This is a genomic window from Streptomyces sp. AJS327, assembly GCF_013450295.1.
Classification (GTDB): Bacteria; Actinomycetota; Actinomycetes; order Streptomycetales; family Streptomycetaceae; genus Streptomyces.
The window spans coordinates 1,093,894-1,108,074 of sequence record NZ_SKBR01000002.1 but is presented as its reverse complement, the minus strand read 5'-3'; the positions used below and the strand labels follow the sequence as shown (position 1 = coordinate 1,108,074).

The 14,181-nt window shown below is 73.5% G+C and carries 10 protein-coding genes and 1 pseudogene; 8 read left to right on the top strand and 3 right to left on the bottom strand.

The features are described 5' to 3' along the window. Positions 1 to 2: 2 nt before the first annotated feature. The 3 genes and pseudogenes from E0L36_RS14430 to E0L36_RS14420 all read left to right on the top strand — a co-directional run bounded on the left by E0L36_RS14430 (position 3) and on the right by E0L36_RS14420 (position 4,051). A complete protein-coding gene (locus E0L36_RS14430; protein ID WP_180930006.1) occupies positions 3 to 1,565 on the top strand; it encodes an ABC transporter substrate-binding protein in 1,563 nt (520 codons plus the stop codon). 88 nt (positions 1,566 to 1,653) lie between these two features. Next, positions 1,654 to 2,995, top strand: a pseudogene (locus tag E0L36_RS14425) (DUF692 domain-containing protein). A gap of 222 nt (positions 2,996 to 3,217) precedes the next feature. Then, positions 3,218 to 4,051, top strand: coding sequence for a TIGR04222 domain-containing membrane protein (locus E0L36_RS14420; RefSeq protein ID WP_180929423.1), 834 nt, complete (start codon positions 3,218 to 3,220; stop codon positions 4,049 to 4,051). Between the two features lie 28 nt (positions 4,052 to 4,079). Here the strand turns inward: E0L36_RS14420 and hemQ are convergent, their stop codons facing one another. From hemQ to hemE, 3 genes are all read right to left on the bottom strand, one after another. Continuing rightward, complete coding sequence (gene hemQ / locus E0L36_RS14415; RefSeq protein WP_180929422.1) at positions 4,080 to 4,796, bottom strand: hydrogen peroxide-dependent heme synthase; 717 nt, start codon at positions 4,794 to 4,796, stop codon at positions 4,080 to 4,082. A 9-nt stretch (positions 4,797 to 4,805) separates the two neighbouring features. Further along, on the bottom strand, positions 4,806 to 6,191 hold the full coding sequence (hemG, locus tag E0L36_RS14410) for a protoporphyrinogen oxidase (RefSeq protein WP_180929421.1): 1,386 nt from the start codon (positions 6,189 to 6,191) through the stop codon (positions 4,806 to 4,808). Positions 6,192 to 6,263: 72 nt separating this feature from the next. Next, entirely contained in the window at positions 6,264 to 7,322 is a 1,059-nt protein-coding gene (hemE, locus tag E0L36_RS14405; protein WP_258016266.1) for a uroporphyrinogen decarboxylase, read from the bottom strand. Between the two features lie 144 nt (positions 7,323 to 7,466). Between hemE and E0L36_RS14400 the strand changes: the two genes are divergently transcribed. The 5 genes from E0L36_RS14400 (at position 7,467) to E0L36_RS14380 (ending at position 14,173) form a co-directional block, all read left to right on the top strand. Next, on the top strand, positions 7,467 to 8,171 hold the full coding sequence (locus E0L36_RS14400) for a DUF3000 domain-containing protein (RefSeq protein ID WP_180929419.1): 705 nt from the start codon (positions 7,467 to 7,469) through the stop codon (positions 8,169 to 8,171). Positions 8,172 to 8,542: 371 nt separating this feature from the next. Continuing rightward, on the top strand, positions 8,543 to 9,220 hold the full coding sequence (locus E0L36_RS14395; protein ID WP_180929418.1) for a response regulator transcription factor: 678 nt from the start codon (positions 8,543 to 8,545) through the stop codon (positions 9,218 to 9,220). An 82-nt stretch (positions 9,221 to 9,302) separates the two neighbouring features. Then, entirely contained in the window at positions 9,303 to 10,568 is a 1,266-nt protein-coding gene (locus tag E0L36_RS14390; protein WP_180929417.1) for a ribonuclease D, read from the top strand. Between the two features lie 258 nt (positions 10,569 to 10,826). Continuing rightward, complete coding sequence (locus E0L36_RS14385) at positions 10,827 to 12,047, top strand: acetyl-CoA C-acyltransferase (RefSeq protein ID WP_180929416.1); 1,221 nt, start codon at positions 10,827 to 10,829, stop codon at positions 12,045 to 12,047. Continuing rightward, the gene (locus tag E0L36_RS14380; RefSeq protein WP_180929415.1) at positions 12,044 to 14,173 is read left to right on the top strand and encodes a 3-hydroxyacyl-CoA dehydrogenase NAD-binding domain-containing protein; all 2,130 of its coding nucleotides are present in this window, start codon (positions 12,044 to 12,046) and stop codon (positions 14,171 to 14,173) included. Before E0L36_RS14385 ends, E0L36_RS14380 begins: the two co-directional genes overlap by 4 nt. The last annotated feature ends 8 nt before the right edge of the window (positions 14,174 to 14,181 follow it).

Below are 14,181 nucleotides of genomic sequence, written 5' to 3'. Positions count from 1 at the left end.
GGATGGTCCGGATCGAGTGGCGACTGGACCGCGTCAAGCGGATCGCGGCCGTGGTGCTCGCGCTGGCGGTGGTCGCCGTCGCGGTGCCGCTGCTCCTCGACTGGCGGGAGGACCGCCAGGCCGAGGAGGACCAACGGGCGGCGGAGAGGGAGAACTTCTGCGCGAAGGGCATCGCGCGCAAGCCCGTGGGCGGGAAGCGCGGCGGGAGCGCGCACGAACGGGGGAACGGCGAGGAGCGGAGGGAGTGCGTCGGGGTCACCGACGGCTCCTACGTGTTCTACACCCGCTCCGGCGACTCCTCGCCGAGCGAGCAGGAGAGGAAGGACCTCAAGGAGGTCATGCGGAAGATCGAGAAGGAGAACCGCCGCGTCGAACGGGAGACCAAGAAGTACGTCAGCGTCGCGTACGTCACCACACTCACCCTCCAGTCGTCCGACTCCAACCCCCAGGAGTCGGTGCTGCACGAGTTGCAGGGCGCGCACGCCGCCCAGCTGCGGCACAACACCGGTGACCGCAGCGCCCACCCGAAGATGCGGCTGCTGGTCGGCAACGTCGGCAGCGAGTCGGCCCACTGGAAGCACACGGCGGACGAGCTGCTGAAGCTCCGCGACACCCCCGACCGGCTGGTCGCGGTGACCGGCCTGGGCCCGAGCACGGGAAAGAACCGCGCCATGGTGCGTCGCCTCTCGGAGAACGGCCTCGCCACCGTCGCCAGCACGATGACGGCCTCCAACTTCAAGCACATCGAGTACTTCGTCCGGGTCTCCGCTCCGAACGAGGAAGAGGCCAAGGCCGCGGCACGGTACCTCAAGAAGGACGACGAGCGGAGCCGGGGCAGCGCGGTCATCGTGCGGGACAGGTCGAAGAACAACCACTACGCGCAGAACCTGGGCCCCGCCTTCGAGGACGAGTTCACCGCGAACGGCGGCAAGGTCGACACGACTCCGGAGCTGACCTTCAACTCGGAGGCGGAATCGGCGTGGCGCTCCAAGATGCACATGATGCCCCGCCAACTCTGCGCCAAGGACCGGAACGTCATCTTCTTCTCCGGACGCGGCATGCATCTCACCGCGTTCCTCAAGGCCCTGCGCAACCGCACGGAGTGCCAGAAGCAGAACTTCACCGTGATCACCGGTGACGACACCACGAACCTCACCGAGCGGGACATCCGGGAGGCGGAGAAGACCGGCATCGAGGTGATCTACGCCGGGCTGGCCCACCCCGACGTGTGGAAGGACCGCGAGGACGAGAAGCCCAGCCCGGCGATCACGGCGGTCGAGAAGGTCGCCGGGAGCACCGACGACGGCCAGGCCCTGGTAGCGCACGACGCGGTGATCACCGTCGCTCAGGCGCTCACCATGCTCACCAGCAAGGAGGGCCGGTTCACCGGCGAGAGCGTCGGCGAGATGTTCTACTCCATGAAGGGGGACGAGGCGCCCGGCGCCAGCGGCCCGCTCTCCTTCGACGAGAACGGCACCCCGAGGGACAAGGTGATCCCCATCCTGCGGCTGACCAAGGACGGACGGACCGAACTGGAGGACGTCTCCTGGCCGGAGGAGCGCTGAGCCACCGGCCACCGCCCACCCCGGAACCGACGCCGGGGACGCCGCGTCCCTCCCAGAGCCGGGAGACGGCGGGACGGGAGGAGACGGGATGACGCGGCTCGGGACCGGGATCGGATGGCGGCCGGAGATCGCCGGGGAGATCGCGGCGCTACCCGGCGTCGACTGGGTCGAGGTGGTCGCGGAGAACATCGCCCCACGCCACCTCCCGGACGCCCTGCGGCGGTTGCGGGAGCGCGGCACCACCGTCGTACCGCATGGAGTGGGGCTCAACCTGGGGGGCGCGGAACCCCCGGACCCGGAGCGGCTGACGGCCTTGGCCGCCCGCGCGGAGGCGCTGTCCGCCCCGCTGGCCACCGAGCACATCGCGTTCGTCCGTGCCGGAGGCCCGCTCACGGGCGCGCGGCGGCTGGAGGCCGGGCACCTGCTGCCGCTCCCCCGCACCCGTGACGCGCTGGACGTGCTGTGCGCCAACGTCCGTCTCGCGCAACGGGAGTTGCCGGTCCCCCTCGCCCTGGAGAACATCGCCGCGCTCGTGAACTGGCCCGAAGAGGAGCTGACCGAGGGCCAGTTCCTCACGGAACTAGTCGAACGCACCGGCGTCCGGCTGCTGCTGGACGTCGCCAACCTGCACACCAACCACGTCAACCGGGGCGAGGACCCGGCCCGCGTCCTGGACGAACTCCCGCTGGACGCCCTGGCGTACGTGCACGTGGCGGGCGGCGTCGAGCGGGACGGCGTCTGGCACGACTCGCACGCCCACCCGGTGCCGCCCGCCGTGCTGGACGTCCTCGCCGAGCTGTGCTCCCGCGTCCGCCCCGACGGCGTACTGCTGGAGCGGGACGACGACTTCCCCGGCGCGGAGCTGGCCGCCGAACTCGACGCCATCCGGGGCGTGTTCGGCACACCGGAGGTGAACACCCGTGACGTCCGCGCCTGAACCCCGCCGGGCGGCCCCCGAGCGGATCGCGGAACCCGTGCCGCCCCCGGGGTCACCTCTCGCCCCGACGGAGGACGGAGAGCTGGCGGCCGCCCGACTGCGGCTGGCCGCCGCGCAGTTCGCGCTGCTCTCCGCCGTCACCGCCGACGCCCCCACCCCGCCCGGCTTCGACGCGGAGCGGCTGGCCGTCCAGCGGCGCGCGCTGCTCGGCAAGCGGCGCGACGTGGTCGCCAAGGTGGCCCCCGAAATCCCGGAGCTGCTCGGCCCGTCGGCCTACCGCGCCCGCTTCCCCGAGTACGCGGCGGGGCGCCCGATGACCGGCACCTACCGGCAGGACGCCCTGGACTTCGCCGTGTGGCTGCTGGACCGGCGGCTCCCGGAGGACCGCCGCGACCGCGCCCGGCTGCGGCGGTGGTGGCGCGAGCGGTCCGGACCCGCTCCCCTCCCCCGGGGACGCCTCCCCCGGCTGCTGCGCCGTCTCCACCTCGCCTGACCCACGGCCACCCTCGGCTCCCTCGGCTCCCGGGCCCCGAACGCCGGGGACGGACGCCCGGCACCGGGCCCGCCTCTCCCGGAGCGGCCCGACGGCACCCTCCAGAAAAACGACCGCCCAGGGGCCCGGCCGCCCGTACGAACCCCCGGCCGGAGTCCGCTTTTCCGTCCGGATGGTGGAAACCGGATGGCGCCGCGGCCGGGGCCTGGATACAAACAGTCCATGTGGGTGCCGCTGCTCCTGTTGTCCTCGGTGGTCGCGATCCTGGCCTGCGCCCGGCTGTGCCAGGTGTCGCTGGCCGCCGCCGAGGCCGCCGAGAACACGCTCCTCGGCCCCACGGACCCCGAACCGAGACTGACGCTGTACGAGACGGCGTACCTGCGCGGCGGACCGCGCCGCGTCACCGACCTCGCCCTCCTCACCCTGCAACGGCAGCGTCGGCTGCTGCTCGCGCACACCGGGTGGGTCACCGTGGTCCACGCGGACGCGGGCGACCACGTCGAGCGCTCGGTGATCGCCGCCATCGGCGGCCCCGGCGGGCAGTCCACCCTGCCGCCGGTCCGCTCGGCGCCCGGCGTCGTCAGCGCGGTGGGCGACCTGGCCGAACGCCTCGCGGGCGCCGGGCTGACCGTGCCGGAGGCGGTGCGCGCCGAGGTCCGCTCAGCCCTGGCCCACCTGCGGATGGCCGCGCTGTTCGTACTGCTGACCGGCGGCGCGGCGGAACTGCTGTGGGGCGCCCCCGAGGACTCGGCGGCCCCGGGGCTCTGGTTCGCGCTGCCCCTGCTGCTGATCCTCGGCACTCTCGTGGTGGCCCGCTTCGAGATCCACCCCTACACGCGCTGGGCCTCCCCCGAGGGCGAACGGCTCCTGATCGAGGTCACCCGGGAGAGCCGCTACGACCGGGTCCGCCGGGAGGGCGCGGACGCCGGGACCGGGCCGGGGCCGGAGACGGAACGCGCGCTGACCGACTTCGCGCTGCACGGCCCGATAGCGCTCCCCGACCCGGCGCTGCGCGCCGCGCTGGGCGGCGCCCGGCTCACCCGCCGCGAACGCTGAATCCGCCCCGGCGGGCGGGGCTACCGGGTCAGACCAGGCCCGCCAGCAGCTCACCGACCGGCCTGCGCCGCCCGGTGAAGAACGGCACCTCCTCCCGGACGTGCAGCCGCGCCTCGGAGCCGCGCAGGTGACGCATCAGGTCGACGATGCGGTGCAGTTCGTCCGCCTCGAAGGCGAGGATCCACTCGTAGTCGCCCAACGTGAAGGACGGCACGGTGTTGGCGCGCACGTCCGGGAAGCCGCGCGCCATCCGGCCGTGGTCGGCGAGCATCTTCCGCCGCTCCTCGTCCGGCAGCAGATACCACTCGTACGACCGGACGAACGGGTAGACGCTGACGTAGTCGCGCGGCGTCTCGTCGGCCAGGAACGCCGGGATGTGCGACTTGTTGAACTCCGCCGGGCGGTGCAGCGCCATGTTCGACCAGACCGGCTCCAGCAGGCGGCCCAGCCGGGTGCGGCGCAGCCGGTTGTAGGCCGACTGGAGCGCGTCCGAGGTCTCCGCGTGCCACCAGACCATGAGGTCGGCGTCGGCGCGCAGCCCGGAGACGTCGTAGCTGCCGCGCACCACCACGTCCTCCTCGGCCAGCTCCGCGAAGAGCCGCTCCACCTCCCCGGCCAGCGCCGCGCGGTCCTCCGGCAGCGCCTCCCGCAACCGGAAGACGGACCAGAGGGTGTACCGGATGACCTCGTTCAGGTCCTTGGCCCGCTTGCCCGCGCCCCGCTCGTTCTCCTGTGCGTTCGTCATGACTCTCTCTCACTCACTGCCCGGCCGTGTCCCGGCCAGGATGTCCTCCGCCGCCCGCCGCCCACCGCCGACGCAGGCGGGCACCCCGACCCCGTCGTACACCGCGCCGCACAGCACCAGCCCCGGCAGCGCGGCCACCGCCGAGCGGATCCCCGCCACCCGGTCCAGGTGCCCCACCGGGTACTGCGGCAGCCCGCCGTACCAGCGGGTGACGTCCGTGTCGACCGGCCGGGCCGACAGCCCGGTCGCCTCCGCGAGGTCGGCCAGGGCGAGGTCGGCCAGTTCGGCGTCCTCCCGCTCCAGCACCGCCTCGTCCCCGTACCGGCCGAGCGAGGCGCGGAGCACGAAGAGGTCCGGCGCGGACTTCTCCACCCACTCCCACTTGACGCTGGAGAACGTGGCCGCCTTGATCGACCGGCCGTCGACCGGCGGGACGAGGAAGCCGCTGCCCTCGGGGGTGCTCGGCAGCTCCGCCCGTGCGAAAGCCATCGTGACCAGCGCCATCGAGGCGTACTCGACAGCGTCCAGCTCGGTGGCGGCGGCCGGGGCCCACGGACTCAGCAGCCGCGCGGCCCGCGGGGCGGGCAGCGCCAGAACGACCGCGTCCCCCGCGATCGCGCCCTCCCCCGTGTCGGCGCTCCAGCCGCCGGGGGTGCGGTGCAGCGCCCGCACCGTGACGCCGGTGCGCAGTTCGGCGCCCGCCGCGCGGCAGCTCTCCGCCACCGCCGTCGGCAGCCGCCCCACACCGCCCTCGATCCCCATGAACACCGGCCCGCCCTCCGGGCCGGGCGTGGGCTCCTCGCGCAGCGCGCGCACCGCCGCCAGCAGGGAGCGCTCCGCGCGGGCCGCCTCGTACAGCCGGGGCACGGCGGCGCGCAGCGAGATGCGGTAGGCGTCGCCCGCGTAGACCCCGCCGAGCAGCGGCTCCACGAGCCGGTCCACGACCTCGTGCCCCAGCCGCTCCGCGACGTACGCGCCGACCGCCACGTCCGCTCCGACCTCGGTACGCGGCAGCCGTTCGTCCTCCGCGATACGGGACAGTCCGGCCGGGGAGACGACCGAGGCCACCGCCTCCGGCTCCCCGGGCACCCCCATGACGTGCCCGCGCGGCATCGGGCGCACCGCGCCGCGGGTCCACAGCGCCCCGCCGGTGACCCGGGGGACGCGCAGGGCGTCAGCCAGCCCGGCAGCGCGCGCCAGCTCCACCGCCTCCGGACGGCGGGCCAGCAGCGACTCGGCCCCCAGGTCGACGGTGACACCCGCGACGGTGCCGGTGCGCAACTTCCCGCCGAAGCGCGGGGAGGCCTCCAGCAGCGTGACGCGCGCGCCGCCCTCCAGCAGCCGGTGCGCGGCGGCGAGGCCCGAGATGCCCCCGCCGATGACCAGAACGTGCATAACCGCAGTCTTCCAGACGCCCCTTCGGCGCCCGCGCCCGATCCCCGGTAGCGCGGGTCCCCAGCCGGTGGGTCAGCGGGCGGTGCGCTCGTGGACGTGGGAGACGAGGCGGGTGAGCGCCTCCGGGTCGGTGTCCGGCAGCACCCCGTGGCCGAGGTTGAAGACGTGGCCCTCCAGGGCGGCGGCCGACTCCAGGACCCGGTCCGCCTGCCGCTCCACCGCGGAGCGCGGCGCGAAGAGCACCGCCGGGTCCAGGTTGCCCTGGATCGCCTTGCCGGGCCCCACCCGCCGGGCGGCCTCGTCCAGCGGCACCCGCCAGTCGGCGCCGACCACATCGGCCCCTGCCCGGCCGAGCAGCGGCAGCAGCTCCCCGGTGCCGACCCCGAAGTGGATGCGGGGGACGCCGTATTCCGCGACCGACTCGAAGACCTTCGCGGAGGCGGGCAGCACCGACCGCTCGTAGTCGGCGGGCGCCAGCGCCCCCACCCACGAGTCGAACAGCTGGACCGCGGCGGCCCCGGCCTCGATCTGTACCCGGAGGAACGCCGAGGTGATGTCCGCGAGCCGGTCGAGAAGCGCCGCCCACAGCTCGGGGGCGCCGTACATCAGGGCCTTGGTGTGCTCGTGGTTCCGCGAGGGGCCGCCCTCCACCAGGTAGCTGGCGAGGGTGAACGGGGCACCGGCGAAGCCGATCAGCGGGGTGGCGCCCAGCTCACCGGTGAGCTGGCCCATCGCCTCGGTGACGTACCAGACGTCCGCGGGCTCCAGCGGGCGCAGCCGCTCCAGGTCGGCCCAGGTGCGGATGGGCCGCTCGACGACCGGGCCGACGCCCGGCTTGATGTCCAGATCGACGCCGATGGCCTTCAGCGGCACCACGATGTCGCTGAAGTAGATCGCGGCGTCCACGCCGTGCCGCCGCACCGGCTGGAGGGTGATCTCGGTGACCAGGTCGGGCCGCATGCAGGACTCCAGCATCGCGGTGCCCTCCCGCACCTTCCGGTACTCCGGAAGGGAGCGGCCAGCCTGCCGCATGAACCACACCGGGGTGTGCGGGACCGGTTCCCGGCGGCAGGCGCGCAGGAACGCGGAGTCCTGGACGCCGGAACGCGGGGCGGCGACCGCGGCGTCCAGGGAGGAGCGGGCGCCGCGCCCGGCGCCGGAGGTCTCTGTCGGCTGGCCGCTCGGCCCGTGGTTGGCACTCACGCCCCGAGTCTCGCACGCCCCGCGGGGTGTCCCTACCAACGCCGGACGCCCGGGCCGCCTACCCTTCCGCCCATGGCTGCGGCTCGAACACCGATGACGGGGGGCTCCGCCGGGTCCGAGGGCCCCGGCGGCACGCGACAGGACGAGGGACCCGGGGAGCCGAGCGCCTTCCGGCAGGCCGTCGCCGCGCTCCGGGCGGCCCGCCCCCGCCCCGAGATCCGGCTCTCCGGACTGCCGGCGCCCAGACGGCTCGCCCCGTACGCATTCGCCCTGGAGGCCTCGGTGGCGGAGGCCGCCGGGGAGGGCGGCGACGGGGCGGAGCCCGAGGAACTGGCCGACGGCCGGTTCGTGCTGCTGCACAACCCCGCGGGGGACGACGCCTGGCGCGGGCGGTTCCGGGTGGTCACCCTGGGCCGCGCCGACCTGGAGGCGGAGATGGCCGGTGACCCCCTGCTGCCGGAGGTCACCTGGTCCTGGCTGACCGGCGCGCTGGAGGCGCGTTCGGCCGCGTACGACGAGCCGAGCGGCACGGTGACCCGTTCGACCTCGGCGTCCTTCGGCGGACTGGCCGACCGGGCGGCCCAGTCGGAACTGGAGATCCGGGCCAGCTGGACGCCACGGGCCGAGGAGGGAGCCGCGCCGGACACCGTGCCCGACCTCGCGGCCCACCTGGTCGCCTGGTGCGATCTGCTGTGCCAGTGCGCCGGGTTGCCGCCGGGCGGCGACGGCTCCCCGGTCGTCCCGCTGCCCCAGCGACGGGGCCCCAAGCCGGTCTGAGCGGCGGGGACTCGGCCGGGGCGCGGGGCACGGCTCACCGGCGGGCGTACGGATCCGGTCACCGTCCGGCCGGGACGAGGCGGCGACGTCGGGCCGCCGCCGGGCCCAGGCGAGACCGGGACAGGCTGGCAGGGGGAGGCGGGGGACGGGGTGGGCGACATGGTGCGACGGACAGCGGGGGGAGCGAGCACCGCCACAAACGGCACTGTGTCTGATTTCCGAGAAATCCCTCACCGGTTCGTGATCACTCCCTAAAGGGAGCGGAGTCGCCTGCCGAAGAGGTCTGTGACCCTTCCACACGGAATACCCCGGCTCATCCCCCCTGACACCAGCCGGGGTCCGTCCCCCCGCACTCTCCCTCAGGAGGCCCGGTGTCTGTTCTTCTTGAGCACCCCACAAGCCTGGTCGCCTACCGCCCTAACAAGCCGACGGCCATGGTCGTCGTGGCCGACCCCCGCGTCCGTTCCACCGTGACCCGGCATCTCTGGGCTCTCGGTGTCCGGGACGTGATCGAGGCGTCGTCCATCGCGGAGGCCCGCCCCCGAGTTGGTAACCCACGTGACATCTGCGTGGCTGACGTACACCTCCCCGACGGTTCGGGGCTCAGTCTGCTGTCCGAGACCCGCGCCGCGGGCTGGCCCAACGGACTGGCGCTCTCCGCGGCGGACGATATCGGCGCGGTACGGAACGCCCTCGCCGGTGGCGTCAAGGGCTACGTCGTCACCGGCACCCGGAACACCCTGGGCGGCGGCCTCCCGACGCGGCACGGCGCCGCGCCCATCGGCGCCGCCGCCGCGCGGATGCACCGGCGCCCCGGCTCGGCTCCCGGCGGTCCAGGTCACCCCGGCGGCTACCGCGAACTCTCCGGCCGCGAGGTCGAGGTGCTGCGGCTCGTCGCGGAAGGCCAGTCGAACAAGGCGATCGGCGTCTCGATGGGACTGTCCGCCCTGACGGTCAAGAGCCATCTCGCCCGAATCGCCCGGAAACTCGGCACCGGGGACCGCGCCGGAATGGTCGCGGTGGCCCTACGCACGGGGATCATCCACTGACCTCCGAATTCAGCCGACGCCCGCCGACGGAACGTTCCGTCGGCGGGCGTTCCCGCTGTGAACACACAGCTACCCTTTACTGGTGACCGACGCCCAAGAGACCGCCCCCGCGAACGCAGCTCAGTCTCCCCCGCAGGACTCCGGTCCGGCGCCGGTCCCCCTGCTGGAGCCGCGCGAGGGGATTCCCCCGGTAACCGCGACCGCCGAAGCGCTGTCCGAGGTCACCGCCGCCTTCGCGGACGCGGGCGGACCGGTCGCCGTCGACGCCGAGCGCGCCTCGGGCTACCGCTACGGACAGCGGGCCTACCTGATCCAGCTGCGCCGGAACGGCGCGGGCAGCGCGCTGATCGACCCGGTGGCCTGCCCCGACCTCTCCGGACTCGGCACCGCGCTGTCCGGCACCGAGTGGGTCCTGCACGCAGCGACCCAGGACCTGCCGTGTTTGCGGGACATAGGCATGCGCCCCAGACGCCTTTTCGACACCGAACTGGCCGGGAGACTGGCCGGATTCCGACGGGTGGGCCTCGGCGCGATGGTCGAGAACGTCCTCGGGTACGTCCTGGAGAAGGGGCACTCCGCGGTCGACTGGTCGACGCGCCCCCTGCCCGAGCCCTGGCTGCGCTACGCCGCCCTGGACGTCGAGCTCCTGGTGGACCTGCGGGACGCGCTGGAGGCCGAGTTGGAGCGGCAGGGCAAACTCGACTGGGCCCTCCAGGAGTTCGCCGCGATCGCCTCGGCTCCGCCGGCTCCGCCGCGCAAGGATCCCTGGCGGCGCACCTCCGGGATGCACAAGGTCCGCAGGCGCCGGCAGATGGCCGTCGTGCGGGAGCTGTGGGAGACGCGGGACAAGGTCGCGCAGCGGCGGGACGTCTCCCCCGGCAAGGTGCTCACCGACGCGGCGATCGTGGAGGCGGCGCTCGCGCTGCCCACGGACGTGCGCGCGCTCTCCGCGCTGCCGGGCTACGGCCACCGGATGGGCCGTAAGCAGCTCCAGCAGTGGCAGGCCGCGGTCGACCGGGCCCGTGGGCTGCCGGAGACGGAGCTTCCGCAGCAGGGGCAGCAGCCGACCGGCCCGCCGCCGCCCCGCTCCTGGGCCGAGAAGGACCCGGCCGCCGCCGCGCGGCTGGCCGCCGCCCGGGCCGCGGTGAGCGAGCGGGCCGAGGAGCTGAACCTGCCGCAGGAGAACCTGCTGACCCCGGACACCGTGCGACGGCTGTGCTGGGAGCCCCCGGCCGAGGGCACCCGCGCCGCGATCGCGCAGGTACTGCGTGGCCTCGGGGCCCGGGAGTGGCAGATCGAGCAGACCGGTCAGCTCCTCAGCGAGGCCCTGCACACCGAGCCGTCCTGAGCCGGCCGGCCGCCGCGCGGCTGCCCGCGCCCCCCAGGTCAGCGGGTTCGGGGACCGCCACGTCCGGCGGCGGGGATTCCGGTTCCGGGCGACCGCCCGCGGGCGCGATGTGACGTGTGCCCCTCACCGTGACCCGGCCTTGCCCAGCGGTTACCCACAAGTAGCATAGGGTCGGGAAGCGCACCGTCCGGCAGCGGTAGCTTTCTCCCCCCGGGGGAGACACCCCCGGACTCCCGGCCGCACCTGGAGGAGAGCCACGTGCCTCGTACCGCTAGGGATGTCGTCTTCGTCGACGGCGTCCGCACCCCGTTCGGCAAGGCGGGCCCCAAGGGCATCTACCACGAGACCCGCGCCGACGACCTGGTCGTCAAGTGCATCCGCGAGCTGCTGCGCCGCAACCCGAGTCTGCCCCCGGAGCGGGTGGACGAGGTGGCCGTCGCCGCGACGACCCAGATCGGTGACCAGGGCCTGACCCTGGGCCGCACCGCCGGTATCCTCGCCGGGCTCCCGGAGACCGTGCCCGGGTACTCCATCGACCGCATGTGCGCGGGTGCGATGACGGCCGTCACCACCACCGCCGGGTCCGTCTCCTTCGGGGCGTACGACGTCGTGGTGGCCGGCGGCGTCGAGCACATGGGGCGGCATCCGATGGGCGAAGCCGTCGACCCCAACCCCCGGTTCGTCTCCGAGAAGCTGGTCGACCAGTCCGCCCTGTTCATGGGCATGACGGCGGAGAACCTGCACGACCGGTTCCCGCACCTGACGAAGGCCCGCGCCGACGAGTACGCGGTGCGCAGCCAGGAGAAGGCGGCCAAGGCTTACGCCGACGGCCGCATCCAGCAGGACCTGGTGCCCGTCTCCATCCGGCGCACCAGCCCCGAGGGTGGCGAGACCGGCTGGGGCCTCGCCACCGCGGACGAGCCCATGCGGCCGGGCACCACCCTGGAGAACCTGGCCTCCCTCAAGACGCCCTTCCGCGCGCACGGCCGGGTCACCCCGGGCAACGCGGCCGGGCTGAACGACGGGGCGACCGCCTCGCTGATCGCCGCCGAGGACGTGGCCCGGGAGCTGGGCCTGCCGGTGCGGATGCGGCTGGTCTCCTACGCCTTCGCCGGGGTCGCCCCGGAGGTCATGGGGATCGGGCCGGTGCCGGCCACCGAGAAGGCGCTGCGGCAGGCGGGGCTGTCCATTGAGGACATCGGCCTGTTCGAGATCAACGAGGCGTTCGCCGTCCAGGTCCTGGCGCTGCTCGACCACTACGGCATCGCCGATGACGACCCCCGGGTCAACCAGTACGGCGGCGCCATCGCCTACGGCCACCCGCTGGCCTCCTCCGGCGTGCGTCTGATGACGCAGCTGGCGCGGCAGTTCGAGGAGCAGCCGCACGTCCGTTACGGGCTGACCACCATGTGCGTCGGCTTCGGCATGGGCGGAACCGTCATCTGGGAGAACCCGCACCACGAGGGGGCAGGCAAGTGACCACCACCGCCGAGCTGCTGAACACGGCGGCCGAGCAGTTTCCCGACGAGGTCGTGACCGAGGCGCACGTACGCCACCTCGACCTGCCGGACGGGGCGGGCCGGTTCGCGCTGATCACGCTGGACAACGGGTTCGACCACACCAAGCCGACCACCTTCGGGCCGCGGTCGCTGGCGCGGCTGGACGCGGCCCTGGACCAGGTCGAGAAGGAGGCCGCGGACGGCGAGGTGACGGGCGTCGGGATCACCGGCAAGCCGTTCATCTTCGCCGTCGGCGCCGACCTCAAGGGCGTCGAGGTGCTGCGTGAGCGGGAGCACGCGAAGCTGATCGGGGAGGGTGGACACGCCGTCTTCTCCCGGCTGGGGAAGCTGGCCGTGCCGACCTTCGCGTACTACAACGGGGCCGCCATGGGCGGCGGTGTCGAGGTGGGGCTGCACTGCTCCTACCGCACCGTCTCCAAGGCGGTGCCCGCGTTCTCGCTGCCGGAGGTCTTCCTCGGCCTGATCCCGGGCTGGGGCGGTTGCACGCTGCTGCCGAACCTGGTCGGGCCGGAGCGCGCGGTCTCCGTCATCATCGAGAACTCGCTCAACCAGAACAAGCAGCTCAAGGGCGCCCAGGTCTACGAACTGGGCATCGCCGACGTGCTGTTCGAGGGCGCCGACTTCCTGGAGGAGTCGCTGCGCTGGACCGCCTCCGTGCTGAACGGGAAGACCGACGTGGTCCGTCCGGAGCTAGACCGGGGCGACGCCTGGGACGAGGCCGTGCGGCGCGGCCGCGAGATCGCGGACAGCAAGGTGCACGGGGCGGCCCCCGCCGCCTACCGCGCGCTGGACATCATCGACGCCGCCAGGAACGGCGATCTGCGTCAGGGCTTCGAGGCCGAGGACACCGCGCTCGCCGACCTGATCATGACGGGTGAGCTGCGGGCCGGGCTCTACTCCTTCAACCTGGTGCAGCGGCGGGCCAAGCGCCCGGTCGGTGCCCCGGACAAGTCGCTCGCCCGCCCCGTCAACAAGGTGGGTGTGGTCGGCGCGGGGCTGATGGCCTCGCAGCTGGCGCTGCTGTTCGCGCGACGCCTGGAGGTGCCGGTCGTGCTGACCGACATCGACCAGGAGCGGGTCGACAAGGGTGTGGCCTACTGCCACGAGGAGATCGACAAGCTCCTGCTCAAGGGCCGGGTCAACCAGGACAAGGCGAACCGGCTGAAGGCGCTGGTGACCGGCACGCTCGACAAGGCCGCCGGGTTCTCGGACGCGGACTTCGTCATCGAGGCCGTCTTCGAGGAGATGGGCCTGAAGCAGAAGGTGTTCGCCGAGGTCGAGGCCGTGGTCCCGGCGGAGGCGATCCTCGCCACCAACACCTCCTCGCTCTCCGTCACGGAGATGGCCTCGCGGCTCCAGCACCCGGAGCGGGTCGTCGGCTTCCACTTCTTCAACCCCGTGGCGATCCTCCCGCTGCTGGAGATCGTGCGCGGCGAGCAGACCGACGACGCCTCGCTGGCCACCGCGTTCAGCGTGGCCAAGACGCTGAAGAAGACCGCGGTCCTGGTCAAGGACGCCCCGGCGTTCGTCGTCAACCGGGTGCTGACGCGCTTCCTCGGTGAGGTGCTGCGCTCCATCGACGAGGGCACCCCGGTCGAGGTGGCGGACCGCGCGCTCGCCCCGCTCGGGCTGCCGATGTCGCCGATCGTGCTGCTGGAGCTGGTCGGCCCGGCGGTGGCGCACCACGTCGCCGGAACCCTGCACGCCGCCTTCCCGAACCGCTTCGGCGTCTCGGAGAACCTGGGCCGGGTCGTGGAAGCCGGGAAGCGGAACCTCTACACCTACGACTCCGGCGCCCCGGAGCTGGACCCGGAGGTGGCCGCGCTCTTCGAGACCGGCTCGACCGTGCTGACCGAGGAGCAGGTGCGCGACCGCGCGCTGGACGCGATCGCGCAGGAGATCCGGCTGATGCTGGACGAGGGCGTGGTCGCCGAGGCGCAGGATGTGGACCTGTGCCTGATCACCGGCGCCGGGTGGCCCTTCCACCTGGGCGGCATCACGCCGTACCTGGACCGCGAGGGCGTCAGCGAGCGCGTGACCGGCGAGAAGTTCCTGGAGAACGGGGTCGCCAGCGTCCCGGCGTGACACCGGGC

Bases quoted from the DNA above. Each gene is read 5' to 3' on its own strand.
- E0L36_RS14430 (WP_180930006.1), top strand. From the start codon at position 3: ATGGTCCGGATCGAGTGGCGACTGGACCGCGTCAAGCGGATCGCGGCC.
- E0L36_RS14420 (WP_180929423.1), top strand. From the start codon at position 3,218: ATGTGGGTGCCGCTGCTCCTGTTGTCCTCGGTGGTCGCGATCCTGGCC.
- hemQ (WP_180929422.1), bottom strand. From the start codon at position 4,796: ATGACGAACGCACAGGAGAACGAGCGGGGCGCGGGCAAGCGGGCCAAG.
- hemG (WP_180929421.1), bottom strand. From the start codon at position 6,191: ATGCACGTTCTGGTCATCGGCGGGGGCATCTCGGGCCTCGCCGCCGCG.
- E0L36_RS14400 (WP_180929419.1), top strand. From the start codon at position 7,467: ATGGCTGCGGCTCGAACACCGATGACGGGGGGCTCCGCCGGGTCCGAG.